Consider the following 25,974-nt stretch of genomic DNA (forward strand, 5'->3'; position numbering starts at 1 on the left):
TGGGGGGGTATAAACAATGTCCACACGATTCATCGTGGCCGTCTGCGTGGCAGCGGCGTCTACCTCTGCACTTGCTCTGCCCGGCACAGTGGGCAAGGGGCCCAATGTCACCTACGGCTACACCAGCCACGGCATCAACCTGCATAGCCTGTCCAATAATCCGGCCCACGGTATTTACGTACTGCGTGACGACAGCACCCTGCGCATGGGTCGCGCGGGTGCGTTCAGTCTCGGCTACGAAATGGGTCAGGTAGACAACTTCCTCGACCGCGCCGACGAAGTGCTCGATAACCTGGAGCGCGACAATCTTTCTGTTGCCGAAGGCATCGCCCTGGCCAACGAAACCAATGACCTCGTCGAGTTGCTCGGACAGGACGGTTACCTGCGCACCAATATCGGACTGCAAGCCCCGCTGACCCCCGTCGCCTTCCGCAATGACCTCGGCACTTTCACGCTGTCCGTGGAGGCGGATATCGAAGTCCGCGCCAGCATCCTTGATGACGCCGTCACCTACGACGCCATCAATCAGGAACTGCGCACCCGCACGTCGATGTATCTGAAATCCGCCACACTCACCCAACTCAGTGCGGGCTGGGCCAGAGAGCTTTGGCAACAGGATGGCCATGTCGTAATCGGCGGCGCGCGTGTCAGACTGATCAATGGCGCACTCAGCAAACAGGTGGTCAACCTGAAAACCGCGGCCACAGATGACGATGATGATATCGGCGATATCATCTCTGACCAGTACGACGTCAACGAGCGCACCAGCACCAATATCGGCATTGACCTCGGCGCGGTATATCAGCGCGATAACTGGCGCGCAGGTCTGACCCTGCAAAACATCAACGAACCTTCCTTCCGCTACGGCTCGGTCGGCGTCGGCTGCGCCTCGCTGACTCCCGGCTCCCGCGAGCAGACAAACTGTCTGACCGCTGATTACTTCGTACAGGAAGGCCGCATTGCCGCCAATGAAAAATGGGTGCTGGCCAGCCAGGCCACCGTGGACGGCAGCTACGACTTCAGCAATGGTCGTGGTTTGGTCGGTTTCAGCTATGACCTGACCGATGCCAACACGCCGACCGGAGACCGCGAGCAGATGTTCTCCCTGGTGACCGCCTACCAGCTGCCCAACGTCTGGCTGCCAGGCCTGCGCGCCGGTTATCACGCCAATCAGCGCGGCAGCAAACTCTCCAGCATCAGCGCGGGCATGACCTGGTTCAACCGCCTGACGCTTGATGCACTGGTCGGCCTGGAGAACGTGAGGATTGATGGCAGCTCGTTACCGCGCACCGCGGCGCTGAGCCTGGGTTGGCAATCCCGTTTCTGATGTCCGAATCAGAACGGGAAACACAAACAAAAAATGCCGAGCACGCACAAGCACGCTAACGGCGTTAACGCACTGCACATGGGGGCAACATGATTACCACAATTAAATGGCCACTGATCTCGCTCGCCACTGTCACATTGATGGCCTGTGGCGGCACCAGCAACCAGGACGGTTCGCGCCAGGGTGCTGCGGGCACCGAAGGCCGGGTCACCATTAACGGCGGCCTGGCAGGCGCAAAAATCTTTGTCGACATGAACGATTCCGCCAGCCACGACGAGGGGGAGCCTGTCGGCTATACCGATGGCCAGGGATTCTTCGGCTACAACCCGATCACCCGCATCAATTACTGCCGCAGCGACAATCCCTTGCATCGCCGGCACTGCCTGCGACTGCCCTCGCTGGACAACCTGCCCGATGAAGTCACCGTGTTTTATCTGGGTGGCGTCGACAGGGTGACCGGCGAGCAGAACGAGAAGGTCTATCGCTACCACGTGCAGGTGGATGCCCTGCGCGGCCGCACGCTGGACCTGAACGGCGCCCTGGCGATGGTCTCAGCCGCGGCCGACAGTGACGACAGCCTGGATCTTCTCTACGGCATCATCGATGCCTTCTATCAACACCACCAGCACGACCTTGAACAGGCCCCGGCGCCTCTTGCGCATGCCCCTGTCGGACGCACCAGCTCACTGGACGCCCAGGCAAAGTTCGACGCTCTTGTCGCCGCGGGCATCTTTCAGGGCGTGGACGAGGACACCTCTCTGAATGAAGACATGACGCGAGCCGGTGTGGCGCAGCTCTTGTCGCGCCTGTTCAGTTTGCCGTCAGAACCGCCACAATCCGACCACGTCGACAATATCAGCGGGCCTCAATGGGCTGCTGGGTATCTCGCCGCCATCAAGGCCGGCGCCTTGCCGGAGCAACCGGATGGCACCTTTATGCCCAATGCACCGTTGTCCATCGAGGAATTTGCAGTACTGCTGGTCAAGACCATTGGGGCGGAAGACACCCCGCAGGACGGCAATATTCCGGACTGGGCTGAAGCGTACCTTGCTGCCGCAGTTGATCTGGGACTGATGGCATTCTCCGGCTACGATTCAGCGGCCACCCGTGCTCAATTGCTGCAGGCGACCCTGTTCATCCGGGATGCACTGATGCCCGATCTCGACCCGCAGACCCACAACCAGCTGTCCTCGGCCGCGCAGCAGCTGATGAAAGCACTGAACGAAGACGCGGACCTGAATGACAGCTTCAGCACCAACGATTTTGATCTGCTGCTGGAGAGCCTGATCGGCCTGTCCCAGGAAGCAGACAGCAGCGACCGCCGTATCAACCTGGCCAGCCTGATGGCCTTCCTGCGGGACACCGCCCGGGATATGCAAAACGCCTCGCTGGAAGATTTCCTTCTCGACAAGGATTTCTTCGACTCAGCCATTGCCTCACTGACCAGTAATGTCATCGACATTCAATATACTGACCCCGTCACGGGCAATGACGGGCAAGCTCAACTGCTTCTGACCCCGGCGCCCGGCGACAACCTGATCGACGGCGGCCTGCTTCAGGCCTGCGTGCGCTATACCCAAACGGGCACACCACAGAACGATCAGCTGTTCGGTACGCCTCAATACGTTTCCGGTGAATGGAGCCGCCTGAACGACAACGCGCTGTTATTGAGCCTGAACGTGATCCCGGGCACCGTTTACAACCGCGTCATGCAACTCGACTGGGAACAGGTGGCGGCCAACGATCTGAACAGCATCGGCTTTGACCTGACCGATCGCCTGGAAGCCTGGGATATGACACTGCTTTCGGATATTGACTACCGCTGGGCGACGCTGGGCAACGATCAGCATACGGCCAATGCCACCTGCGCCGTCTTTCTAGACTAACTGCTCGGCTAACGCCTCACTGGAATCCACCGGGGTCTGCTGCAACAGCAGCCCCGGCACTCTTCAGCTACACCCGGGCGCTTCGACTGAAGGGCCACGCTGGTTCTCCTGATCTGTCTTCTCGTGTCTGCCTGCTGACTATCGCAAGGTCGTTGTCTGCCTCGCGAAGAGCCGTCATGATGATTTGATGCGGTTAAAAAAAGCAAAACAGTCAGAACGGAGCGCCATATGAAAGCCATTGTCACATCAGGCATAGGACGTCAGGCACCACTGGTGGTCGGCGATGCGCCACGCCCCCGCCCGGGGCGTAACGATCTGCTGGTGGCAGTGCATGCCTCGTCCGTCAATCCCAAGGACTGGAAGCTCAATCGCAATATCGCTGCCCTGATACCACCGCTCGGCGGTCTGTTGCGCACCAATCTGTTTGGCGATGACCTCAGCGGGGTTGTGGTTGGCAAAGGCGCTGGTGTCATCGGGTTCGAGATCGGCGACACGGTGTATGGCATGGACATGCGCCTGCGCACCAACGCCTGTGGCGAATTCGCCATCATCGACCAGCGCCGCGTGGCGCACAAACCGGCCAACCTCAGTCACGAGCAAGCCGCCGCTGTGCCACTGGCAGCGCTGACCGCCCTGCAGGCGTTTCGCAAGGCCCACGTCGGCGCAGGCACCCGCTTGCTGATTATTGGCGCCTCCGGCGGCGTTGGCACTTTCGCGGTGCAGATCGGCAAGGCGCTGGAAGCGGAAGTGACCGGGGTGTGCAGCGGCCGCAATGCCGATCTGGTCCGCAAGCTGGGCGCTGACGCTGTTATCGACTACACCGCAGAAGACTATCTGCAACGGGACGACGACTTTGACGTGGTGTTTGATGCCACCTCCCACGAAAGCCCCGACACCTGCGAATCACTGCTGAAAGAGAACGGCATATTCGTCAGCACCGGTGGCTACGCTCATGCCTACCTGAATGTCGCCCGCCGCAAAGTCTTGCGCCGACGCGTGCAAGCAAAACTGGTCATCGTGGAATCCTGGACACGGGATTTGCAGACATTGGCGCAGTGGATCGAGGCTGGCCGCGTCACCCCGGTGATTGACAGCCTTTACCCCCTGGCCGAGTTGGGCGAGGCGTACCGTCGAAGCCAGACCGGACGGGCGCAGGGGAAGATTGTGATTCAGGTAGCCGACGAGGCGACCGCATAAACACCGCCCCCCTGTCGCTTTGCCCCGCGCGCCACCGGCATCTCACCCGTCCTGTTTTGACAATGGAATGGCGCCGATGCCTGATTCACTCTCCCTTCGGCGCCCCGGTAATCTCCGGTCCAGCCAGCAGCAATCAGGGAGCCAGCGGTGGACACGACAGCGACCAATCAGAGGCGCAACAGCGGGTTAAGCCGCGTCGCCGGGGCACGTCACCTTTCAGAGACAGACATCCAGGCCTTCGGCGCAGAGGTCAAACGTATCGGCAACCGGGTCATGAGCGATCTGGGAGAGCAAGACGAGCGCTACTTCCGCCGGCTGCTGGCCGCGCATCGCACAGCGGAAATTGGCGGGCGCCTCATCATCTTTGCCGGCATTCTCCATCCGGCATGTTTCGTCCTCGGCGCCATCATTCTCGGCCTGGCCAAGATTCTCGATAACATGGAGATTGGCCACAACGTGCTGCACGGCCAGTGGAACTGGCTCGGCGATCCGAAGATTCATTCCAGCACCTGGGAATGGGGCGGTGTCTGCCCCGCGCGTCAGTGGCAGCGCTCCCACAACATGATCCATCACAAATGGACCAACGTCATCGGTCGCGACCGTGATTTCGGATATGAAGCGTTGCGGGTCAGCGCGCGGCAGCCCTGGAAGCGCTCGCACCTGTTTCAGCCCGTGACCAACATGATGATGGCGCTGTTCTTCAACTGGGGCGTTGCCATCCATGACGATGAACTCGCTGACTGGCGGGCCGGCCGGCGCAGCAAGGCGTCAGTCCGCCCCAAGCTGCGCGCCCTGAGAAACAAGATTGCCAGGTCGCTGGGCAAGGACTATCTGCTTTTCCCGCTACTGGCGGGTCCCTGGTTCCTGCAGGTCTTCCTGGCAAACATGGGCGCCAACCTGATCCGCAACCTGTGGGCCTATGCCGTGATCTTCTGCGGACATTTCGCGGATGACGTCGAGGATTTCGAGGAAGCGGATATCGAAGATGAAGACAAGTCGGGCTGGTACATCCGCCAGATTCTGGGCTCCGCCAATATTGAATGCGGCCCGTGGATGCATCTGATGAGCGGCCACCTGAGCTGCCAGATCGAACACCACCTGTTTCCATCCATGCCGAGCCGTCGTTATCAGGAGATCGCACCGGAAATCCGCGCCCTGTGCGAACGCTACGGCATCCGCTACAACGCACGGCCGCTTGGCGCGCAGCTATTCAGTGTGTGGCGAAAGATCTTCCGTTATGCGTTGCCGCCGAAGAAACAATATGTGCCTTCATGAGCACCACTATTGCACCACAAAGAGGCTCAGCGGGGATCCTCTGGCGAAAACCTCACGAGCATATTCACGAAGTGCCCCAGCAACCAATCAAAATGCTGGGGATCTTGAGTATAATAATAGAGCGAAATACTGGCATCCAGGACCGACACGGACGCTATGCTTCTATTTTTCGGCCTGTAAGATTCCCCCGCCTTGAGGGAAAACCTCTCTTGATCTACTTGGAAGGAAACGCGCGACTTACAGGCGTCTCCTCCGCATGAAACGGGATACGCAACATCGACATGCAGGCGCACACCGTCAATCTCGTAATCACTGTATTGCTCTGCAGTAATGACGTATCGCAGGTTTCCATGGCCGTCGAACACAACGCGCGGAAGCGGCATACAAGGATTCCCGGTACCGATGACAAGAATATCTCCCGGCACCAGATCAGGCACGTCATAAGCACGATCTGCATAGTTCTGGAAAAAGCGGGAATGTCGCAATGTCGGCGGATCAATCTGGACGCTCCGGATCAGGCTTCTCTCTGACGTCATGTAATCCTTTACTACATCCCTGTACCTGTCCAGCACGATGACCCTGTCCGGCGAACGATTCAGCCCCTGGCCTCCATCATCGCGCCAGTGATCAATGCCGAAATATTCCTGATCGGTGAACGTCGGAACGCCCCGCTCGTCAATCTCGGCCACCGTCGATATATGAGGGACCGGTCCAGCACAACTGAGCGCCACAGCGTCAGGGACCAGGGCCACCGAAATCCATAAGGCATGGAATGCGAGTTTGAAGTGTCTTGATCCCATACCCTGGTCCTCTCCGAATGGGGCTCTGAATCCTTACATGGCACTCAGGATGCTGCCGGGGATGGCAATTCACCGGCACTTGCGAGGTCGAGTCCAGAGCGGCAAGTGCGCCGGTGCCCCAGTCCGATTCGCTGTGCTCAGCTCACCCTAAGGCGGGCGGGCGGACTAGCGTCCGCGCAGGAAAAGGCGGTCGAGTTCTTTCATGCTGAGCTGCATCCAGGTCGGGCGGCCGTGGTTGCATTGGCCGCTGCGTTCTGTGGCTTCCATGTCGCGCAGGAGGGCGTTCATTTCGTCGATGGTCAGGCGGCGGTTGGCGCGCACGCTGCCGTGGCAGGCCATGGTGGAGAGCAGTTCGTCGATGCGCTGGGCAATGCGTTCGCTGCTGCCGTCCATGATCAGGTCAGACAGGACGTCGCGCACCAGGGCTTCGACATCCGCACCACGTAGCAGCGCAGGAATATCGCGCACAACAAGGGTTTCCGGGCCACCGCGCTGGAGGGTGAAGCCCAGGCGTTCGAACACCTCGGGCTGGTTTTCGGCGAAGTCAGCCTCGCGCTCGGAGACCGCCATGGAGACCGGCACCAGCAACGGCTGTGAGCGGACGCGGGCGTCGGCCCAGGCCTGTTTCATGCCTTCGTAGGTGATGCGTTCGTGGGCGGCGTGGGTGTCCACCAGCACCAGGCCGTCGGCGTTCTGGGCCAGGATATAGATGCCATGCAGGTGGGCCAGGGCAAAGCCGAGGGGCGGTGTGCCGTCGCTGCGTTCAGCGGGCATGGCACGCGGATCGCCTACGCCGTTGGCCGGCAGTGCGCCGGGTTGTTCATAGCCGGCACCGGCAAAACCGCTGGTCGGCGCAGATGATTGCTGAGGGCCGAAATAGGTACGTGCCTGCACATGCCCGTCTTCGCGAGACGGTTGGGCGCGTGGTGGCGCCAGCATCATGTTGCCCTGCTCTGGCGGGGTAGTGGTATCCCCCGTAAAACCTGCACCCGCTGATGTCACAGCACGCGCTTCTGGCACGGGCCCTTCGCCAGGGCGCAGCTCGGCAATCGCTCGATGCAAAGAACGAAACAGGAAGTCATGCACCATGCGTTGTTCACGGAAGCGCACTTCATGTTTTGTGGGGTGGACGTTGACGTCCACCAGGGCCGGGTCCAGCTCCAGGAACAACACATAAGCAGGATGGCGACCGTGGTAAAGCACATCACGGTAGGCCTGGCGCACGGCATGGTTGACCACTTTGTCGCGAATCACACGGCCGTTAACGTAGAAATACTGCAGGTCGGCCTGGGAGCGGGAAAATGTCGGCAACCCGAGCCAGCCATGCAGGCGCAAGCCGGCGGCTTCCATGTCCACGGCAACAGACTGCTCCATAAAGCCGGCACCACACAGGCGCGCCACGCGCTGGGCGCGAGCGGCAGCATCTTTGGCCGGGGGCAGCTGGTGGATGGCTTTCTGGTTGTGGGACAGGCGGAAACCGGTGTCGAATTCACTCAGGGCGATGCGCCGAAACACTTCTTCCAGGTGGTTGTATTCGGTTTTTTCGGTGCGCAGAAAACGACGCCGGGCCGGGGTATTGAAGAACAGGTCGCGCATTTCCACTGTGGTGCCGCGCGGGTGGGCGGCAGGGCTGAGTTCCGGCGCCATATCACGGCCCGCCACCTGCACTTGCCAGCCAGTGGCGTCGCCATCGCTGTTGCCGGAAAAACTGGTCATGGTCAGCCGCGACACCGAACTGATGGCCGCCAGCGCTTCGCCGCGAAAGCCAAGGCTGCCGATGGCCTCCAGGTCTTCCACTGCGCGAATCTTGCTGGTGGCGTGGCGGGACAATGCCAGGGCCAGGTCATCCCGTTCGATACCGCCGCCGTCGTCACGCACGCGTATCAGGCGCACACCGCCCTGCTCCACATCCACCACGATCTGCCCGGCACCGGCGTCGAGGGCATTTTCCAGCAGTTCCTTGACCACCGAGGCGGGGCGCTCGACCACTTCACCGGCAGCAATCTGGTTGGCCAGTCGGGGATCAAGCAATGTAATACGTGCCATGCAGCAACCTTGTTCAGATGTTCTTGTGGTCCGCGCAGGATTCAGGAGCCGGGGATGCGCAGTTCCTGACCGACGCGAATCAGATCCCCGCGCAGACTGTTCGCTTCCCGCAATGCGGATTCAGATACGCTGTAACGCCGGGCAATGGCCGACAACGTTTCGCCAGGCTGAATACGGTGGCTGGCTACACTGCCACCGCCATTGCGCCGCTGCTCGGCAAACCAGCTGCCCGGCGCCGGGTGGTGCTCGAAGTAACGACGCACGCCATTCAGTACAGCACGAGCAATCTTTTCCTGGTGCTCGGCGGTCTGCAGTTTGCGCGACTCTTCCGGGTTGGAAATAAAGCCGGTTTCCACCAGCACCGACACCATACTGGGTTCGCGCAGTACCGCAAAGTTGGCCTGCTCCACCTGCCGGCGGTTGCCGTGCAGGCGAGTAAAGCTGCCCATTTCCTCGATCATTTCCTTGCCCAGATAGAGGCTGTGGGACATGGAGCCGCTGAGAGTCATGTCCGCCAGCACCCCCATCAGGCCGCTGTTGTCCTTTTCTTCCTCGTAGACACCGGCCACGCGGTCAGAATCGTTGGCCATGCGCGCAAGATAAGCCGCACGGGCACTGGTAGCGCCGCGATTGGACAGGGAAAACACCGAGGCCCCGTGAGCACGGGGGTCGGTAAAGGCGTCCGCATGGATGGAGATAAACACGTCAGCGCCGTGCTGCTCCGCAGCGATACGGCGGCGCTCTGCCAGCGGCACGTAGTAGTCGCCATCACGCACCAGCACCGGCTGAATACCCGGCTCTGCATCCATGAGGCGGTATATGCGGCGCGCAATTTCCAGCACGACTTTCTTTTCATGGATGCCGCCGGGACCGATAGCGCCCGGGTCTTCGCCACCGTGGCCGGGGTCCAGCGCGACGATCATCGGCCGCGGCCCCGCTTGCTGCTCGACCACCTTTTCCATGCTGCGCACCGGCTCGGGATCGCTGTCGAACAGATCCACGACCAGGCGCCAGCCATGGGGCTCGATGGGCTTGAGCAGATTGGTGCGCGGGCGCACCGCGTCGCTCATATCCAGTACGACGCGGGTCATGGATTCGTGCTTGCCGATGCGGATGCCATTGATCGGGCTGCGTGCCAGCGTCAGGCTGTTCATATCGAAACCCAGATCCGCATCCTTGAGGTCAATCACGATGCGATCCGGGTTGGAGAGACGATCAACCTTGTGCTCCAGAGGCCCCTTGAGGTCGAACACGATACGTGTGTGATCCGGAGCGCGGTGCAAGCGCACCGAGTCGATGGTCTGCGCGCTGGCAAACTCGAACCAGCACAGCGACAGCAGGCCAAACAGCATACTGCCCAGGCGAGCACGCAAGCGCACACCCGCCTGGTTCGCCGTATTTCGGAAATCACTGTGCTGACATTCTGCGCGCATCAAGATCCCACTGTTCCTGTTGTCCGCGGTGCAACGATAAATCTGATCATAGCATTGCCGGAAGCATATCAGCCTTGCCGTACGTCAGCGCCTGCGTGTCAGCACAGCCTCTCTGCCCGGCAACGTTACCGTCAGTTGCACATGCAGGTCTGCGGGCGGCAGGATGCCGGCGCCACGTTGCGGCCATTCCACCAGACATAAAGCGTCCCCGTCGAAATAATCCCGCACGCCCATCAATTCCAGCTCTTCCGCATCGCTGAGCCGATACAGGTCGAAATGATATACGTTGAGTCCCTGAAGCTCATAGGGTTCAACAATGGTGTAGGTCGGGCTCTTTACTGCCCCCTGATGACCCAGTGCGCGCAGCCAGCCACGGACCAGTGTGGTCTTGCCTGCGCCAAGTTCGCCTTCCAGTGTGACCACGCCGCCCGCAGCAAATTCCTCTGCCAGCCTGGCGCCAAGCTGTTCGGTGGCTGTTTCGTCGGCCAGGTAGATACATTCTTCAGTCATGTGCTGCATCCCGGTGTGCTGCTTCGTATAAACCAATGCCATTGACCAACGCGGGCAACTGCGCCAGCAGGTCGGTGGCCAGCAGCCCGCGCTCGCCGGCGCTCGCCGTACAGCGATCCGCCGCCATCGCATGCACCAGCGCGCCCACGGCCGCCGCGTCCCGAGGCATGAGGCCCTGCCCCAGCAGCGCACCGATGATACCGCTGAGCACATCGCCCATCCCGCCGGTGGCCATGCCGGGGTTGCCGCGCTGGATCAACACCGGCGGCAGCGCATCGCCCGACGCGCCGACAGAAGCACTGATAAGTGTCCCGACGCCTTTCAATAGCACCGCGCCACCGGTTGCTGCGGTGAGCTTGCGCAAGGCGGCGAAACGATCCTGCTGTATCGCGGCGGTGCTGTAATCCAGCATGCGGGCCGCCTCACCGGGGTGCGGCGTCCAGACCGCGTTGGCGCGTCGCGGCAGGTCCTGCGCGGCCAGTAAGTTAATGGCGTCGGCATCCAGGACCATGGGCAAGCCCGCGTCCACCGCTGCCGCCAGCATCGTGCGGCCCCAGGCGCCCTGCCCCAGGCCCGGACCCACGACCAGCACCGAGGCCTTCGCCAGCAGGGTATCGAGTGCCGCACGGGTCTCCGTGCCGGGCACCATCAGTTCCGGCTGGCGCGTGAGGAAACCGCTGACATGCTCAGCGCGGGTTGCCACGGAAACCAGCCCGGCGCCGCAACGCAATGCCGCCTGGGCGGCCATCATGGCGGCCCCGGCGTATCCCTGATCGCCACCGATCACCAGCACATGGCCGTAAAGCCCCTTGTGCCCGGCGCGCAAACGGCGCGGCAGCATCTCCGATATCAGGGCCGGGCGCGGGCACAGTGCTGCCGGTGGCACGGCGGCATACACCGCAGCGGGCACATCGAGATCATCAAAATGCAATGCGCCACAATGATCCGGCCCGGCGCCGGTAAGCAGGCCGGTCTTGACGCCGATAAACGTGATGGTGGCACTGGCGCGCACGGCGACGCCCAGCGGATTACCCGTGTCCGCATGCAAGCCGGAGGGCAGGTCCAGTGCCAGTGACGGCTTGCCGCTGGCGTTGAGGGCATCAATCAACCCCGCCACAGGTTCCCGCACCGGCGTGCTCAGCCCGGTGCCCAACAGGGCATCCACGATCAGATCGGTGTCATGCAGTGCGGCGGGGAGTTCGGTCAGGGCAATGTGCGGCACGTCGGCGGCGCGCTCTGCCATGGTCAGCGCATCGCCTTTCAACGCATCAAGCGGGACCAGGGGCAAGATCACCGGCGCCAGCCCGGCATCGGCCGCCAGCCGCGCCACCACATAACCGTCGCCACCGTTATTGCCGCCACCACAACACACCAGCAGGCGCTGCGCATCCGGCCATCGCTGGCGCAGCAGATCAAAGGCCGCCTGGCCAGCGCGCTGCATGAGCGTTGCACCCGCTATGGCTTGCGCACCAGAGCCCTGCACATCAGCGCCCGGGACACCCTCGATGGCGATGCGATCCAGCGCGCGGGTGCCGTCGGCAGAATCCAGCCGGCACCACAAGCGATCATCGGCAAGCGCCGACATCGCCGGGGGAAGCGGCACTGCTGCGTGTGGTAACATCATGGCCGATATATCCCTGAGAACGATTCACACTGTCTGCGACAGTATACGCGACGTTCCTGCTGACTTCCGACCACCACCGGCTGCCGCCATGTCTGAACCCATGCCGCCCCCATCCCCCGCAGAGACAGACGCGTTGACCGCCCTGGCGGCCAATATCCGGATCTGGGCGCGGGAGCTGGGCTTCCAGCAAGCCGGCATTGCCGACACCGAACTCAGCCAGGCCGAGGCACGCCTGCAACAATGGCTGGCGGCGGGGTATCACGGTGATATGGACTGGATGGCCGCCCATGGCAACAAGCGCAGCCGCCCGGCGGAACTGGAGCCCGGCACACTGCGGGTGATTTCCGTGCGCATGGATTATCTGCCACCGGACACAGCGCCGGTAAAACTGCTCAAGCAAGGCGAGAAAGCCTATATCTCGCGCTACGCGCTGGGGCGGGATTATCACAAGGTGATACGCAAACGGCTGGCGCAACTGGCGGCGCAGATTCGCACCGCCGCCCACGCATCGGGACTGGCCTCAGAACTGGGCCGGGCCTTTGTGGACAGTGCGCCGGTCATGGAAAAACCGCTGGCCGCCAAGGCCGGGCTCGGCTGGCAGGGCAAGCACACGCTGATTCTCAATCAACAGGCGGGCAGCTGGTTCTTTCTCGGCGAAATCTATACGGACCTGCCGCTGCCGGTGGATGCGCCGGTGGAGAACAAGTGCGGCGCCTGCAAGGCCTGCATCACTGTCTGCCCCACCGATGCCATCGTGGCACCGTATCAGCTGGATGCGCGCCGGTGTATCAGCTACCTCACCATCGAGAACAGCGGTGACATTCCGGAAGACCTGCGTCCCAAGATGGGCAATCGCGTCTTCGGCTGCGACGACTGCCAGTTGATGTGCCCCTGGAACCGTTTTGCGCAGCATTCCGGCGAAGCTGATTTTCAGCCCCGACATGCGCTGGATCAGGCGGATCTGGTGACCTTGTTCAACTGGAGCGAGGCGACGTTTCTGGAGAACACGGCGGGCTCACCGATCCGCCGCACCGGCTACGCCGGATGGCTGCGCAATATTGCCGTGGGGCTGGGGAACGGCCCGCCCAGTGACGCGGCGATTGCGGCATTGGAAGCGCGGCTGGATTTCCCCTCCGACATGGTGGTGCGGCACGTGCAGTGGGCACTGACGCGCCTGCACCAGTCACGTCAGTCAGCGACCAGCGCCTTGCCTTCCAGCGAGACAGGCTTGCTCGGCAAGGCATAACGCAGGATGCGCCAGATCACCTGACCGAACTGGGAGACCAGCGAGCCGGTGTTGTAGAAGATGCCGTAGCGGCGACAGATGGCGCGCACTTCTTTCGACATTTCAGCATAACGCCGTGCCGGAATATCCGGGAACAGGTGGTGTTCGATCTGGTGGCTCAGGTTACCCGACATGATGTGCAGCAGCTTGCTGCCGGTCAGGTTGGACGAGCCACGCAGTTGGCGCAGATACCACTGGCCGCGCGTTTCGTTCTTGATGATGCTTTTCGGGAACACTTCCACGTTAGCGGTGAAGTGGCCGCAGAAAATGATCATGAAGGTCCACAGATTGCGCAAACCGTTGGCAACCAGATTGCCCAGCAGCACCGGCAGGAAGAACGGGCCCGCTAGCAGCGGGAAAAAGACATAGTCCTTGAGCAGCTGGCGGCGCATCTTGCGGCCTGTCGGGCGGAATTCCTCACGCAGCTCGGCGCCGGTCATACGACCGGCAAAATAACGACCCAGGCGGATATCCTGGATGGCCACGCCCCACTGGAACAGCAGCGCAAAGATCACGGCGTACAGCGGCTGACCCAGGAAAAACGGACGCCAGCGCTGCTCCGGGAACAGGCGCAGCACGCCATAGCCGACATCGTCGTCCATGCCCTTGATATTGGTGTAGGTGTGATGGCTGTAATTGTGCGTCTTGCGCCAGTTATCACTGGTGCCGACGATATCCCACTCGTAAGTCTTGCCGTCAAAACGCGGATCGTTCATCCAGTCGTACTGGCCATGCATGACGTTGTGGCCCAGTTCCATGTTTTCCAGAATCTTGGAAATCGCCAGCAACAGGGTGCCGAGCAACCAGGCAGGCGGGAAGATACCGAAGAACAGCAGGCCACGGCCGAGGGCGCCGGTGTAACGCACCGCCGCGTAAATGCGCTTGATATAACGCGCATCCTGTTCGCCGATATCGGCCAGGGTCCGCTCGCGCAGGGCATCCAGATCCGCGCCGAACTGTTCCACCTGTTCGCGGCTGAGGCGTTCGCGCCCTGGCTTCTTGAGGGCGACACTGGCGGGCATTGCGGGAGGTAAGGCTGTCATGGCTTGTCCTGTTTGGGTCCTGTTTGGGTCCTGTTTTAGTCCTGTCTGGCAAACAACACTGTCTAGAGATCCAGCGTCATGTCCGAGCGGGCGGCGCTGATACAAATACGCACCACGCCCGGCTCACTCTGGGTGGCGCCGGTGTTCAGGTTTTCACTGGTGCCACTGATCCGGTCGCAGGCACAGCTGTTGCAGATACCCATGCGGCAACCGTGTTTCGGGTGGATGCCGCGGGCCTCCAGCGCTGGCAGCAATGCTTCACCAGCAGGAATATCCAGCACGCGGCCGCTGCGCCGCAGGGTCACCTGCACCGGCGCACCGACCACAGCAGCACGCTCCGGCAAGGTGAAGGCTTCGGCCTCGAAACCCGCCACCTGATCCGCCAGCAGCGTGCGCAGGCTGTCCACGAAGCCGCCGGTGCCGCAGGCGTACACCTGTCGTTCGGCCAGGTCCGGCACCAGTTGCGCGAGCAGGTCGGCACTGGGTCGGCCGCTGTATTCGCCGGGCAGCAACGTCGCTTCGCGGGTCAGGATGATGTGCACACGCACACCCGGCTGACCACTGCCCGCGGCTTTCTCCAGGCCTCGCAACTCGTCGAGGAAACACAGATCGGCTCGGGTTCTGGCCCAGTACAGCAGGGTCACATCAACGCCTGCCGTTGCCGCCGTTTGCGCGCGCAACAGGCTCATCAGCGGCGTAATGCCGCTGCCTGCAGCGACGTAAAGCCAGCGCGGCACGTCCGGGCGCAAGGTCATCGCGCCAAAGGCCTCGCCCAGCTCAAGCACGTCGCCGACGCGCACCTCCTGGCACAGGTGGCTGCTGACGCGGCCACCGGGGATGCGCTTGACGGTAATCGCCAGGCAGTCTTTGCGACCGCCACGCCTTCTGGCATGAGAAGCTCTGACATGAGAAGGGCTGTAGGAGCGCGTCAGCCGCACGCCATCCACCTCTACCGTCACCGGTACATGCTGCCCGGCCTGCACCGGCGGCACATGCCGGTTGGGTCGCAACACCAGGGTCACGCAGTCGCGTGCCGTGACCTGCCGGGCGACGACACGCGCCAGCGGGCGCTCCCAGGACAGCAACGGATTGACCCTGGCAGCCCAGAAGTCAAAAGCAACCGGGTCTATCAAGGGAGCAATCACACGTTTCAGAGCGCCTGTGGCAGGCATCCGCATCTCTCCAGGGTCCATAATCGGCGTTATTATACATATGTATATATATTAGTCTATACACCTGTCCTTCTCTAAACGGGCTATTTTCTGGCAAGCTCTGTACAGTCTGGCAGCCGCATCTCGCGCAGACAGCAGACCACACCAAAGAGACAAACAGATGACCTCCACGCCCAAGGACGTTAGCCACCTCGTCGGCACCCTGGACACCGGCACCGATCAGCCGCCGCCCGACCGGGCGCGCCCCCATGTGGGCCGCCGCGCCGTCATTTCCCGCGAAGACCTGATGGCCGCCGCGCTGCAACTGGTGGGGCCCCATCGCAGCATTTCCACGCTGAGTCTGCGCGAGATCGCCCGGGCAGCGGGCATTGCGCCGAACAGCTTCTACCGTCACTTCCGCGACGTGGACGAACTGGCGGTCACGCTGATCAACCAGGCCGGTGAAGCGCTGCGCCAGATCATCGGTGAAGCCCGCACCCGGGCGGTGGCGGAACGCAGTGTGGTGCAAAGCTCCATCGAGGCCTTCATGGAGCAGCTGCGGGCGGATCAGAAGTACCTGCACCTGCTGCTACGCGAAGGCACCGTGGGCTCAGATGCCTTCAAGGGCGCCGTCGAACGGCAGCTGTGCTTCTTTGAGGAAGAGCTCTGCACCGACCTGCAGCGGCTGGCGGTGCAGCGTGATACCGGCATCTATCGGCCGGAGGTGGTATCCCGGGCAATCACGCGGCTGGTGTTCGCCATGGGCGCCAAGGCCATGGACCAACCGGAGGAGGCACATCCGGAAATCATCGAACAACTGGTGACCATGGTGCGCATGATCATCATCGGCACCCAGACCATGGCGGCCAGGCCGGCACGCGACGACTAAGCAGGCAGCCCCGAAGGTGTTCATTGTGTGGGCACGGTGCTAGACTCGCGCCCCCTTTCTGGCAACGCTCCGGCTCAAATATGACGTTTGACGGCTCACGTTCCCCGCAGATTCAGGCGCTTACGCCGCCCTAGCGGCCCGGCCCCCACGGTAGGACGCCTTGCTGCAGCCTTGCCTGCTGCCCGCATACCCCCCTACGCCACTGATTTGCCACACCGCTACCGGTGTGGTGCCGCATTCCTGTTTTCGTTTTTTGCTTGTCTGGACGCCTATCCATGTTGCAATACCTCAAGAACACCTGGTTCTTCAATGTCCGCGGTGATGTGCTCGCCGGTCTCGTCGTCGCGCTGGCGCTGATCCCCGAGGCCATCGCCTTCTCCGTGCTGGCCGGCGTGGACCCGAAAGTCGGGCTCTATGCTTCCTTCAGTATCGCTGTCATCACGTCCATCGTGGGCGGCCGGCCCGGCATGATCTCCGCTGCCACCGGCGCCATGGCGCTGTTGATGGTCAATCTGGTGGACCAGCATGGCCTGCAGTATCTGCTGGCCGCCACGGTGCTGACCGGTGTGTTTCAGGTCATCCTGGGGCAGTTGGGCATCCATCGCGTGATGCGCTTTGTGTCGCGCTCGGTGATGACCGGCTTCGTCAACGCACTGGCGATCCTGATCTTCATGGCGCAGTTGAAAGAGTTGGGCAGTATCAGCTGGGAGCCCGCCACCATTGCCGGATTCAGCCTCTCCGTACCCGTCATCACCTACATGCACTGGGCGGTCTACGCCATGGTCATCGCCGGCCTGGGCATCATCTATCTGCTGCCGCTGGTCACCAGGATCGTGCCCTCGCCGCTGGTGTGCATCCTGATCATGACCGGGATCGCCATGTATTTCGGCCTGGACATCCGGGATGTGGGCGCCACCGGCGACTTGCCGGACAGCCTGCCCCATTTCCTGCTGCCAGACGTACCGATCAACTTCGACACCCTGATGATCATCCTGCCTACCGTGCTGTCACTGACCGTTGTCGGCCTGCTGGAATCCCTGATGACCGCCAATATCGTTGACGATCTCACCGACACCGAAAGCGACGCGGCACGCGAGAGCAAAGGCCAGGGCGTTGCCAATATCGTGACCGGCTTCTTCGGCGGCATGGCCGGTTGCGCCATGATTGGCCAGTCCGTCATCAACGTACAATCCGGTGGTCGCGGGCGGCTCTCCTGCCTCGTCGCCGGTGTCGTGCTGTTGATGATGGTGGTATTCCTCGGTGAGTGGGTCTCCCAGATCCCCATGGCGGCCCTGGTGGCCGTCATGGTCATGGTCTCCATTGGCACGTTCAGCTGGCGGTCGCTGACCAATCTGCGCGAGCACCCCATGAGCAGCAACATCGTCATGATCTCTACCGTGGTGGTGGTCGTGCTGACCCACAACCTGGCCATCGGGGTTCTGGTCGGCGTTCTGCTCAGCACCCTGTTCTTTGCCAACAAGGTCGGCCGGTTGATGTATATCAGTTCAACGCTGGATGAAACCGGCAGAGTGCGCGAGTATCAGGTGGTCGGGCAGGTATTCTTCAGCTCCGCAGAAGAGTTTGTTGGCGCATTCGATTTCCGTGAGGCGGTGGAGCAGGTGGTGATTGATCTGCACCGGGCGCATTTCTGGGACATCACGGCCATCAGCGCGCTGGACAAGGTGATCATCAAGCTGCGTCGTGAAGGCGCCGAGGTGGAAATCCGGGGTCTGAACGAAGCAAGTGCCACGCTGGTCGACAAATTCGGCGTGCATGACAAGCCCGACGCGCTCGAGCGCATGTCTGCGCACTGACGACACAGCGCGTTGCACCTCGCTACACCGAGGGCAATAACAACTGGAGTATTTGATGTCTCATATCATGGCCTGTATCGACGGCTCGAAGGCAGCGCCCGCGGTGTGTGATTACGCCGCCTGGGCGGCAGGTCGCACCGGCGCGCCGCTGACCCTGCTGCACGTGCTCGACAAGTCGAAATTCCCGTCAGAAAACAACTTCTCCGGGCACATTGGCCTGGGCGGCAGCCAGAAGCTGCTGGAGCAGATGGCGGAGCTGGATCAGCAACGCAACCGTCTGGCGCTGGAACAGGGCCGCGCAATGCTGGAAGCCGCGCAGCAACACCTGCGCGACGCCGGCGTTGCCGAGAGCGACATTCGCCAGCGGCACGGCGATCTGGTGGACGCGCTGTCCGCCATGGAAGAGGACATTCGCATTCTGGTGATGGGTCGCCAGGGCGAGGACGGCGACTCCGTTGGCGCGCACGTTGGCAATAACGTGGAGCGGGTCATCCGCACCCTCAAGAAACCGATTTTGCTGACGCCCGCCACATTTATGGCACCGCGCAATATCCTGCTGGCCTATGATGGCAGCCCGACCACGCGCAAGGGCCTGGAGTTGATTGCGGCCAGCCCGTTGTTCAACGGCATCACCTGCCACCTGGTCACGGTGGGCGACGACAACGAGAAACACCGCAGCGCTCTGGCTACCGCCCGGCACATGCTCGAAGGCGTCGGCCTCGCAGTGCAGAGCGCCATTCTCAACGGCGGCGTGGAAGCGGCATTGCGCAGCTATCAGCGTGACAACAATATCGACATGATCGTGATGGGGGCTTTCGGGCATTCCGCCCTGCGGCAGTTCTTTGTCGGCAGCACGACCCTGAGCATGTTGCAGCGTGCCGAGGTGCCGCTGCTGGTCTCTCGTTGAAGGTCTGGCGCTGATATAGACCCGTCTTCAACCGCTGTCGGCATCGCGCCGACAGCGGTTGCGGCCGTCTCAGATGGCAAACACGGTCTTGCGGTAGTAACGCATTTCCTCGATGGAATCACGAATATCATCCAGCGCCTGGTGCTTGCTATCTTTCTTGACGCCGGCCAACAACTCCGGTGCCCAGCGGCGCGTCAATTCCTTGATGGTCGACACATCCAGATTGCGATAATGAAAATAGCCTTCAAGGCCCGGCATGTAACGCCACAGGAAACGCCGGTCCTGGCAGATGCTGTTGCCACACATGGGTGACATGCCCCGCTCAACCCAGTCACCGAGAAAGTCCAGCGTCGCGGCTTCTACTGCGCGTTCGTCCACTTCACTCTGCCGCACCCGCTCCACCAGCCCGGAACCGGTATGGGTGGTGGTATTCCATTCATCCATACCGCTGAGCATGGTGTCGCTCTGATGCACCGCCATGACCGGCCCCTCGGCCAGAATATTCAGATCCTTGTCGGTAATCAGCGTGGCAATTTCAATGATGCGATCCCGGTCCGGGTTCAGCCCCGTCATCTCGAGATCGATCCAGATAAGATTCTGTTTACGGTCAGTCATGCGTCAGTTCCTGTCAGGGCAGCGGAAATATCCCACAGCCGTTCTTGTGCCGCGACATCACGCGCCCGGGCGGCGGGTTTGCGGGGCGCGCACTTTTCAAAATAATCGCCGCGACTGCGGCCACCTTCAAGCCCGGACGCCAGCCAGATTGTGGTGCGGGCGCCTTTTTCCGGCGAGATCAGAAACAGCTTGAGAATGCGGCTGAAGGCCCGTTCGTACCAGGTATTTTCCGGCCAGATACTGGTGGACACGGCGCCGGGATGCAAGGCGCTTACGGCAATGCCGGTACCCGCAAGACGCCGCGCCAACTCACGGGAAAAAAGAATATTGGCCAGCTTGGACTGCGCGTAGGCCTTCATCACCCAGTAGCCTTTTTGCAGTTGCAGATCCTCCCAGTGCATGCGCCCCATGCGGTGCGCCTCTGAAGCCACATTGATGATGCGACCACTGTCCGGATTGATCACGGATTGCAGCAGATGGGTAAACAGAAACGGCCCCAGGTGATTGGTGGCGAAAGTCAGCTCGAAACCGTCCGCGCTGGTTTCACGGCTGACATTCGCCATGCCGGCGTTGTTGATCAATATATCGATACGATTGAAACGTTCACGCACATTGGCAGCTGCGCTACGCACGCTGTTCAGCGAAGCGAGATCCAGCCGCACTGTCTCTACCTGCGCCGCCGGGTGACGACCACGAATCTGCGCTGCCGCGGCCTCTGCGGCGTCTTGCCTGCGACAGGCGAGGATCACCTTCGCCCCCATGCCCGCCAGCGCGGTGGCCGTCACCAGCCCGATGCCGCTGTTGCCACCGGTGATGAGTACTGTCTTGCCTGTCATGGAATCGGACATCACGCGCTCCTTGGCATGTACTACGTTGCAATGGCCGCTATAGTAGCAGGCTGACAGTCACCGGATCAGGTTCTTCATGAGCAAACGCAATCTCAACCGCCGTCAACGCTGGCGCATCGAAAAGATCCAGGCGGAACGCGTGGCCCGCTCGCAGAAGCGCCAGGCCGAGCTGGATGCGGATGTGGCCAGCGAGCTGGGGGACGCCCAGCCGGGGCTGGTCACCGCCCACTATGGCAGAAAGGTCGAGATCAGCGGCACCGACGGTGTCCGTCAGCGCTGCCATTTCCGCGCCAACCTGGAACAGCTGGTGGTGGGCGATCAGGTCCTCTGGCAGCCCGCCAAAGGCCCCGGAGACGGCGTTGTCACGGCCATCGTGCCGCGTACCAGCGTGCTCAAGCGCCCGGACAATTATGGCAAGCTGAAGCCGGTGGCGGCCAATGTGGACCTGATGCTGATCGTGTTTGCGCCAGCGCCGACGCCGTCCAGTCAGCTGCTGGATCGCTACCTGGTCGCCGCCGAGCTGTCCGGTATTCGCCCGGCACTGGTGCTCAACAAGGCTGATCTGATTACCGACGACAATCGTGCGGCGCTGACCGCCCTGTGCGATATCTACCGCAAACTGGATTACCCGGTCATCGAGGCCTCGGCCACCGACACCGGCACCGCCCATGCCGCCGGGCTGGCCACGCTCAGCGCGGCGCTGGACGGCCACACCAGCGTCTTTGTCGGCCAGTCCGGTGTCGGCAAATCCTCGCTGGTCAACGCCCTGCTGCCCGATGCGGATATCGCCACCAATGTGCTCTCGGATGTCTCCGGCCTGGGCCAGCACACCACCACCACCGCCCAGCTGCTGCACCTGCCGGCGGGCGGTGACCTGATCGACTCCCCCGGCATCCGCGAATTCGGCCTCTGGCATATCGGTGAAGAAGAGCTGCTCAGTGGTTATGTGGACCTGGCGCCACTGGCAGGCCATTGCCGCTTCCGCAACTGCTCCCATCGGCACGAGCCGGGCTGCGCCCTGATCGAGGCGGCAGAATCCGGTGCCATCAGCCAGGAACGTCTGGACAACTTCTTTCGCATTGCCGATACACTCGATGAGGACGCCCGCCAGCGCTACGAATGATGTCACAACCTTACAGCAACCACTTGTATGTCTGGGACGACCGCTTCCTGTACATCACTCCCGGCATCACCTCCGGCATCACACAACGGCATACCACCACCTTGCTGGTGTCGCTGGATGGCACCGGCTTCGAGCTGGGCGACGCCGCCGGGCGCCGGCAGCGCTACCAGGCCGCACTGGTCGGGCGGCAGGTCGCGCGCGCCCTGGACAGCGCCGGGTCCCCGCTGCTGTCGCTGAACTTCGATCCGCAAAGCTACGAGTTCCACACCCTCAGCGCCTTCCTGGCCGGCCAGTCCGTGCGCGCCGTGATCCTGCGTCCTGATGCGCTCAATGCCGCCGAGCTGGACGCTGCAGGCCACGGCACCCTGGACAAGGCCAGCCTGTTTCGCATCACCACCCACCTGGTGCAGGCTATCAGCGGCTACAGCCCGAAGCGGGTGCCCATGGACATGCGCGCCGTCTATCTGGCGCAGACCATCAAACAGGAATTGCCGCTGGTGAGCAGCGTCAGTGATCTGGCGCAGCAGGTGGGTTTGTCAGCGGACCGGCTCACGCACCTGTTCTCGGAAAATCTCGGCCTGTCGGTCAAGAGCTATATCCTCTGGGCGCGCATGCGACGCGCCGTGGAGCTGATCGCACAGCAGGAAAGCCTTGCCAACATTGCCCATGACGTCGGCTTTTCCGATTCTGCGCATCTGGCCCGCACCTTCCGCCAGTTTTTCGGGCTACCGCCATCCTACGTGGCCAACGGCATGACCGTTCACATGCTCTAGCACGCCCCGAAAAACCGGGCCAGTGTACATATGTGTCCCGCAAAGACGGAGGAATAGCCGCTGTGTTCAAGCAGCGCCGACACGCCCCTGCCTATGCTTCCAGTGAGCACAATAATAAACCGGGAGAGAAACATGCTGATTGCAACCAGCCGCGGCATCGTGCCGCTACTGTGCATGCTTGGCGTTACCGCCACGCTGACCGCCTGCGGCGGCAGTTCCAGTTCGCGCAGCGACACGCAGTACAGCGCCACCATTGAGCGCACCACCTATGGCGTGCCGCATATCACCGCCGACGACTATGCCGGCCTGGGATACGGCCACGGCTATGCGATTGCCGAGGATAACCTCTGCACCCTCGCCGATGCCTACGTGACCTTCCGTGGCGAGCGTTCACGCTACTTCGGGCCGACGGCTGCGGCGTCGTCCGGCGGCACCTTTGGTACCCCCAACAACCGCAACGCGGATTACTTCTTTCGCTTTGTCGTGAACGATGACGTGGTCGATACCTACGTCAATGACCAGCCCCAGGACCTGCGCGACCTGTCGCGCGGCTTTGCCGCCGGATTCAGCCGCTATGTCCGTGAGGTCCAGGGCGGCGAGCATGCCGGACGCCACCAGAGCTGCCGCGACGCCGAATGGCTGGCCGAGATCGACGAGCAGGATGTATTCCGTCGCCTGGTAGCCCTGAATCTGGCCGCCAGCGCCGCCAACTGGGTCAGTGAAATCGCCACGGCCGCACCGCCCGCCGGTGGCGAAGGGCTGAGCATGCCGCTGAGCGAACCCACCCTGGACGCCGACCGCGTGGCGGTGGGCCAGAAGGCCGGCATCGGCAGCAACACCTATTCCTTCGGCACCGACGCCACCGAGGGCAGTGCCCTGAACTTCGCCAACCCGCACTGGTATCTGGATGGCGTGGACCGCTTTTATCAGGTGCAGCTGACCCTGCCGGGCAGCATGGATATTTCCGGCGCCACCATCATGGGCACGCCGATGGTGCTGATGGGTTTCAACGACGACATCGCCTGGGCGCACACCGTGTCCACCGCTCGGCGTTTCACACTTTACGGCCTGATGCTGAACGAAAACGATGCGACACAGTATGTGTTCGATGGTGCCCCCCGTGACATGGAAGCGGTTGAGATCAGTATCCAGGTGAAGCAGGAAGACGACAGCCTCGCCACCGAAACCCGCACGCTGTATCGCTCCCACTATGGCCCGATGATCAATCTGGCTGGCCTGGGCCTGCCCACCTGGGGCGCCAACAACATGGCATTCACCCTGCGCGACGTGAACCTGGAAAACACCCGCACCTTCCGCAACTTCTTCGAGTGGGGCCAGGCCGCCTCCCTGGAGGAATTCCTGGATATCGCCCGCACCCATGTCGCCATTCCCTGGGTCAACACGGCGGCCGTATCACGCCATGATGACCGGGCCCTGTACTCCGACATCACCGCCGTGCCGAACGTACCGGATGCCCATCGCGATGCCTGCCTGGTGCCGACCCTCGGCCCGGCCGTGCTGCAAATGGTCCCCGGCCTGCCGCTGCTGCAAGGCTGGACCTCGGCGTGTGACTGGCTGACCGATGAGGACTCCGCCCAGCCCGGCGCCTTTGGCCCGGACAACCTGCCCTACCTGTTGCGCAACGATTATGTGGCCAACATGAATGACAGCTACTGGCTCAGCAATCCGGACGAACCGCTGACCGGCTATGCCGGCATCATCGGCCGGGAGGACTACCAGCAGAGCCTGCGCACCCGTATGGGCCACATCCTTGCGCGCGAACGACTGGACGGCAGCGATGGGCTCGGCGGCGACAAGGCCACCAGCGACACCCTTCGCGAGATCGTCCTCAACAGCCGCAACCTGAGCGCCGAACTGCTCAAGGATGACGTGCTGAATGTGGTCTGTGGCAATGGCGACCCGAGCGATGACGAACAAGCGGCTTGTGCGGCGCTGAGCGCCTGGGACAACACCGGCAGCGCCGATGCCCGCGGTGCCCACGTCTGGACCGCTGTATGGCAACGCATCCGCAGCATCGAAGGGCTGTTTGCCACACCGTTTGATGCGGGCAATGCCGTAGACACCCCGGCCGACCTGAACACCGCAGACAGTGATGTCATCGACGCCCTGAACAGCGCCTTTGCCCAGGCCGTGGTCGATGTGGCAGACAGTGGCGCCGACTTCGATGCGCAACTGGGCGATCTGCGCCCGTACCCGAAGGCCGGGCACACCATCCCGCATTACGGCGGCGAAGGCAGCGAAGGCTACTTCACCGTGTTGCGCAACACCTACATGCACGTGGTGGATTTCCCCGAGGATGAATCGGTGCGTGCCTACACACTGATGGCACCGTCCCAGTCCACGGATCCGGCCAACCCGCATTACGCGGATTACACCCAGGCGTATGCGGACGGCAACTGGCACCGGGTGCCCTACACCCGCGCCCAGATCGAGGCCGAACGCATCAGCCTCAAGCGCCTGCGCGAGTAATCGCATGCGCTGACACACCCTGCAATCCGGGCGGGCTTCCGGTAGAATCGAAGCCCGCCCGTGATTGTCAGGACACCCCATCATGACCCTTCAGCCCAGCGACATGCCGCTGCTGCTTGAGCCGGAACACCTCAACGCACACCTTGGCGATGCCGGATTGCTGATCGTGGATCTCAGCAAAGCGCCGATCTATCAGCAAGCCCACATTCCCGGTGCCATTCATCTGGATTTCCGCCGGCTGCAACACGGCGCGCCGCCCGTTAACGGTCTGATTCCGCCGCCGGATGAACTCGAAGCCCTGTTCCGCGAACTCGGTCTGACACCCGACACCCATGTGGTGGCCTGTGACGATGAAGGCGGTGGTTGGGCAGGTCGCCTGCTATGGCTGCTGGAGATTGCGGGCCATCACCGTTACAGCTATCTCAATGGCGGCATCCACGCCTGGCTGGCAGCCGGCTTGCCCACAGACAGCCAGCCGGTCTTGCCGCGCCCGTCCGAGTACCACCTGGGCGAGATCAACCTGCAACCCGTCGTCGACATCGACTATGTCTTCAAGCGCCATGGTGACGCCGACGTAGTGTTATGGGATGCCCGCTCTCTGGAGGAGTACGAAGGCACCCTCGCCTATGCGCCGAAAAGCGGTCATATTCCCGGCGCGGTGCATTTCGAATGGACGGATGCCATGGACAAGTCCCGCAACCTGCGACTGCGCGATCCGGAAACACTGCGCAGTGAACTGGCCGCCCTCGGCATCACCGGTGACAAGGAAGTGATTGCCTACTGCCAGACGCACCACCGCTCCAGCCTGGCCTGGCTGGTGGGTCGCGTTCTCGGTTTCGATAACATCCGGGGTTACCCCGGTTCCTGGTCCGAGTGGGGCAACCACCCGGATACGCCTGCGGAAAAGGAAATACGCTAGTGAAGGCTTCTCTCCCCGA

General features: G+C 62.2%; 21 protein-coding genes. 12 read left to right on the top strand and 9 right to left on the bottom strand.

The annotated features are described in order from the left end of the window. Window positions 1-16: 16 nt before the first annotated feature. The 4 genes from traF to K8B33_RS14165 all read left to right on the top strand — a co-directional run bounded on the left by traF (window position 17) and on the right by K8B33_RS14165 (window position 5,685). On the top strand, window positions 17-1,327 hold the full coding sequence (gene traF / locus K8B33_RS14150; protein WP_223427648.1) for a conjugal transfer protein TraF: 1,311 nt from the start codon (window positions 17-19) through the stop codon (window positions 1,325-1,327). An 89-nt stretch (window positions 1,328-1,416) separates the two neighbouring features. Beyond that, on the top strand, window positions 1,417-3,213 hold the full coding sequence (locus tag K8B33_RS14155) for a hypothetical protein (RefSeq protein ID WP_223427649.1): 1,797 nt from the start codon (window positions 1,417-1,419) through the stop codon (window positions 3,211-3,213). A gap of 228 nt (window positions 3,214-3,441) precedes the next feature. Beyond that, a complete protein-coding gene (locus K8B33_RS14160; protein WP_223427650.1) occupies window positions 3,442-4,410 on the top strand; it encodes an NAD(P)-dependent alcohol dehydrogenase in 969 nt (322 codons plus the stop codon). Window positions 4,411-4,557: 147 nt separating this feature from the next. Then, the gene (locus K8B33_RS14165; protein ID WP_223427651.1) at window positions 4,558-5,685 is read left to right on the top strand and encodes a fatty acid desaturase family protein; all 1,128 of its coding nucleotides are present in this window, start codon (window positions 4,558-4,560) and stop codon (window positions 5,683-5,685) included. 26 nt (window positions 5,686-5,711) lie between these two features. Here K8B33_RS14165 and K8B33_RS14170 read toward each other — a convergent pair whose 3' ends face one another. From K8B33_RS14170 to K8B33_RS14190, 5 genes are all read right to left on the bottom strand, one after another. After that, entirely contained in the window at window positions 5,712-6,485 is a 774-nt protein-coding gene (locus tag K8B33_RS14170) for a hypothetical protein (RefSeq protein WP_223427653.1), read from the bottom strand. A 165-nt stretch (window positions 6,486-6,650) separates the two neighbouring features. Continuing rightward, window positions 6,651-8,531 (bottom strand): DNA mismatch repair endonuclease MutL, encoded by a 1,881-nt coding sequence (mutL, locus tag K8B33_RS14175; protein WP_223427654.1) that lies wholly within the window; start codon window positions 8,529-8,531, stop codon window positions 6,651-6,653. Between the two features lie 41 nt (window positions 8,532-8,572). Further along, a complete protein-coding gene (locus K8B33_RS14180) occupies window positions 8,573-9,964 on the bottom strand; it encodes an N-acetylmuramoyl-L-alanine amidase (protein WP_223427655.1) in 1,392 nt (463 codons plus the stop codon). 84 nt (window positions 9,965-10,048) lie between these two features. Then, window positions 10,049-10,474 (bottom strand): tRNA (adenosine(37)-N6)-threonylcarbamoyltransferase complex ATPase subunit type 1 TsaE, encoded by a 426-nt coding sequence (gene tsaE / locus K8B33_RS14185; protein ID WP_223427662.1) that lies wholly within the window; start codon window positions 10,472-10,474, stop codon window positions 10,049-10,051. After that, the gene (locus K8B33_RS14190) at window positions 10,467-12,098 is read right to left on the bottom strand and encodes an NAD(P)H-hydrate dehydratase (protein WP_223427664.1); all 1,632 of its coding nucleotides are present in this window, start codon (window positions 12,096-12,098) and stop codon (window positions 10,467-10,469) included. Before K8B33_RS14190 ends, tsaE begins: the two co-directional genes overlap by 8 nt. 100 nt (window positions 12,099-12,198) lie before the next feature. Between K8B33_RS14190 and queG the strand changes: the two genes are divergently transcribed. Beyond that, the gene (gene queG, locus K8B33_RS14195; RefSeq protein ID WP_223428019.1) at window positions 12,199-13,344 is read left to right on the top strand and encodes a tRNA epoxyqueuosine(34) reductase QueG; all 1,146 of its coding nucleotides are present in this window, start codon (window positions 12,199-12,201) and stop codon (window positions 13,342-13,344) included. Here queG and K8B33_RS14200 read toward each other — a convergent pair. Continuing rightward, on the bottom strand, window positions 13,287-14,426 hold the full coding sequence (locus K8B33_RS14200) for a fatty acid desaturase family protein (protein WP_317846236.1): 1,140 nt from the start codon (window positions 14,424-14,426) through the stop codon (window positions 13,287-13,289). The two genes, queG and K8B33_RS14200, sit on opposite strands and share 58 nt — an antisense overlap. 62 nt (window positions 14,427-14,488) lie before the next feature. Beyond that, window positions 14,489-15,598: a ferredoxin reductase gene (locus K8B33_RS14205; RefSeq protein ID WP_223427666.1), complete on the bottom strand. Its 1,110-nt coding sequence runs from the start codon at window positions 15,596-15,598 to the stop codon at window positions 14,489-14,491. Between the two features lie 160 nt (window positions 15,599-15,758). On the opposite strand from K8B33_RS14205, the gene fabR reads away from it, so the two are divergent. From fabR to K8B33_RS14220, 3 genes are all read left to right on the top strand, one after another. After that, a complete protein-coding gene (gene fabR / locus K8B33_RS14210) occupies window positions 15,759-16,466 on the top strand; it encodes an HTH-type transcriptional repressor FabR (protein WP_223427668.1) in 708 nt (235 codons plus the stop codon). 275 nt (window positions 16,467-16,741) lie between these two features. Further along, window positions 16,742-18,280: a SulP family inorganic anion transporter gene (locus K8B33_RS14215; RefSeq protein ID WP_223427670.1), complete on the top strand. Its 1,539-nt coding sequence runs from the start codon at window positions 16,742-16,744 to the stop codon at window positions 18,278-18,280. A gap of 55 nt (window positions 18,281-18,335) precedes the next feature. Then, entirely contained in the window at window positions 18,336-19,187 is an 852-nt protein-coding gene (locus tag K8B33_RS14220; RefSeq protein WP_223427672.1) for a universal stress protein, read from the top strand. 69 nt (window positions 19,188-19,256) lie between these two features. Here the strand turns inward: K8B33_RS14220 and orn are convergent, their stop codons facing one another. Together orn and K8B33_RS14230 are read right to left on the bottom strand one after the other, a co-directional pair. Continuing rightward, the gene (orn, locus tag K8B33_RS14225) at window positions 19,257-19,802 is read right to left on the bottom strand and encodes an oligoribonuclease (protein WP_223427674.1); all 546 of its coding nucleotides are present in this window, start codon (window positions 19,800-19,802) and stop codon (window positions 19,257-19,259) included. After that, entirely contained in the window at window positions 19,799-20,650 is an 852-nt protein-coding gene (locus tag K8B33_RS14230) for an SDR family oxidoreductase (RefSeq protein WP_223427676.1), read from the bottom strand. Before K8B33_RS14230 ends, orn begins: the two co-directional genes overlap by 4 nt. Window positions 20,651-20,726: 76 nt before the next feature. Between K8B33_RS14230 and rsgA the strand changes: the two genes are divergently transcribed. From rsgA to K8B33_RS14250, 4 genes are all read left to right on the top strand, one after another. Next, a complete protein-coding gene (rsgA, locus tag K8B33_RS14235) occupies window positions 20,727-21,773 on the top strand; it encodes a small ribosomal subunit biogenesis GTPase RsgA (RefSeq protein ID WP_223427683.1) in 1,047 nt (348 codons plus the stop codon). Then, the gene (locus tag K8B33_RS14240; RefSeq protein ID WP_223427684.1) at window positions 21,770-22,546 is read left to right on the top strand and encodes a helix-turn-helix transcriptional regulator; all 777 of its coding nucleotides are present in this window, start codon (window positions 21,770-21,772) and stop codon (window positions 22,544-22,546) included. Before rsgA ends, K8B33_RS14240 begins: the two co-directional genes overlap by 4 nt. 132 nt (window positions 22,547-22,678) lie before the next feature. Then, the gene (locus K8B33_RS14245) at window positions 22,679-25,036 is read left to right on the top strand and encodes a penicillin acylase family protein (RefSeq protein WP_223427685.1); all 2,358 of its coding nucleotides are present in this window, start codon (window positions 22,679-22,681) and stop codon (window positions 25,034-25,036) included. Window positions 25,037-25,118: 82 nt separating this feature from the next. After that, a complete protein-coding gene (locus K8B33_RS14250) occupies window positions 25,119-25,955 on the top strand; it encodes a sulfurtransferase (protein WP_223427686.1) in 837 nt (278 codons plus the stop codon). Window positions 25,956-25,974 lie beyond the last annotated feature (19 nt).

The organism is Alcanivorax limicola, assembly GCF_019931215.1.
GTDB classification, from domain to species: Bacteria; Pseudomonadota; Gammaproteobacteria; order Pseudomonadales; family Alcanivoracaceae; genus Isoalcanivorax; species Isoalcanivorax limicola.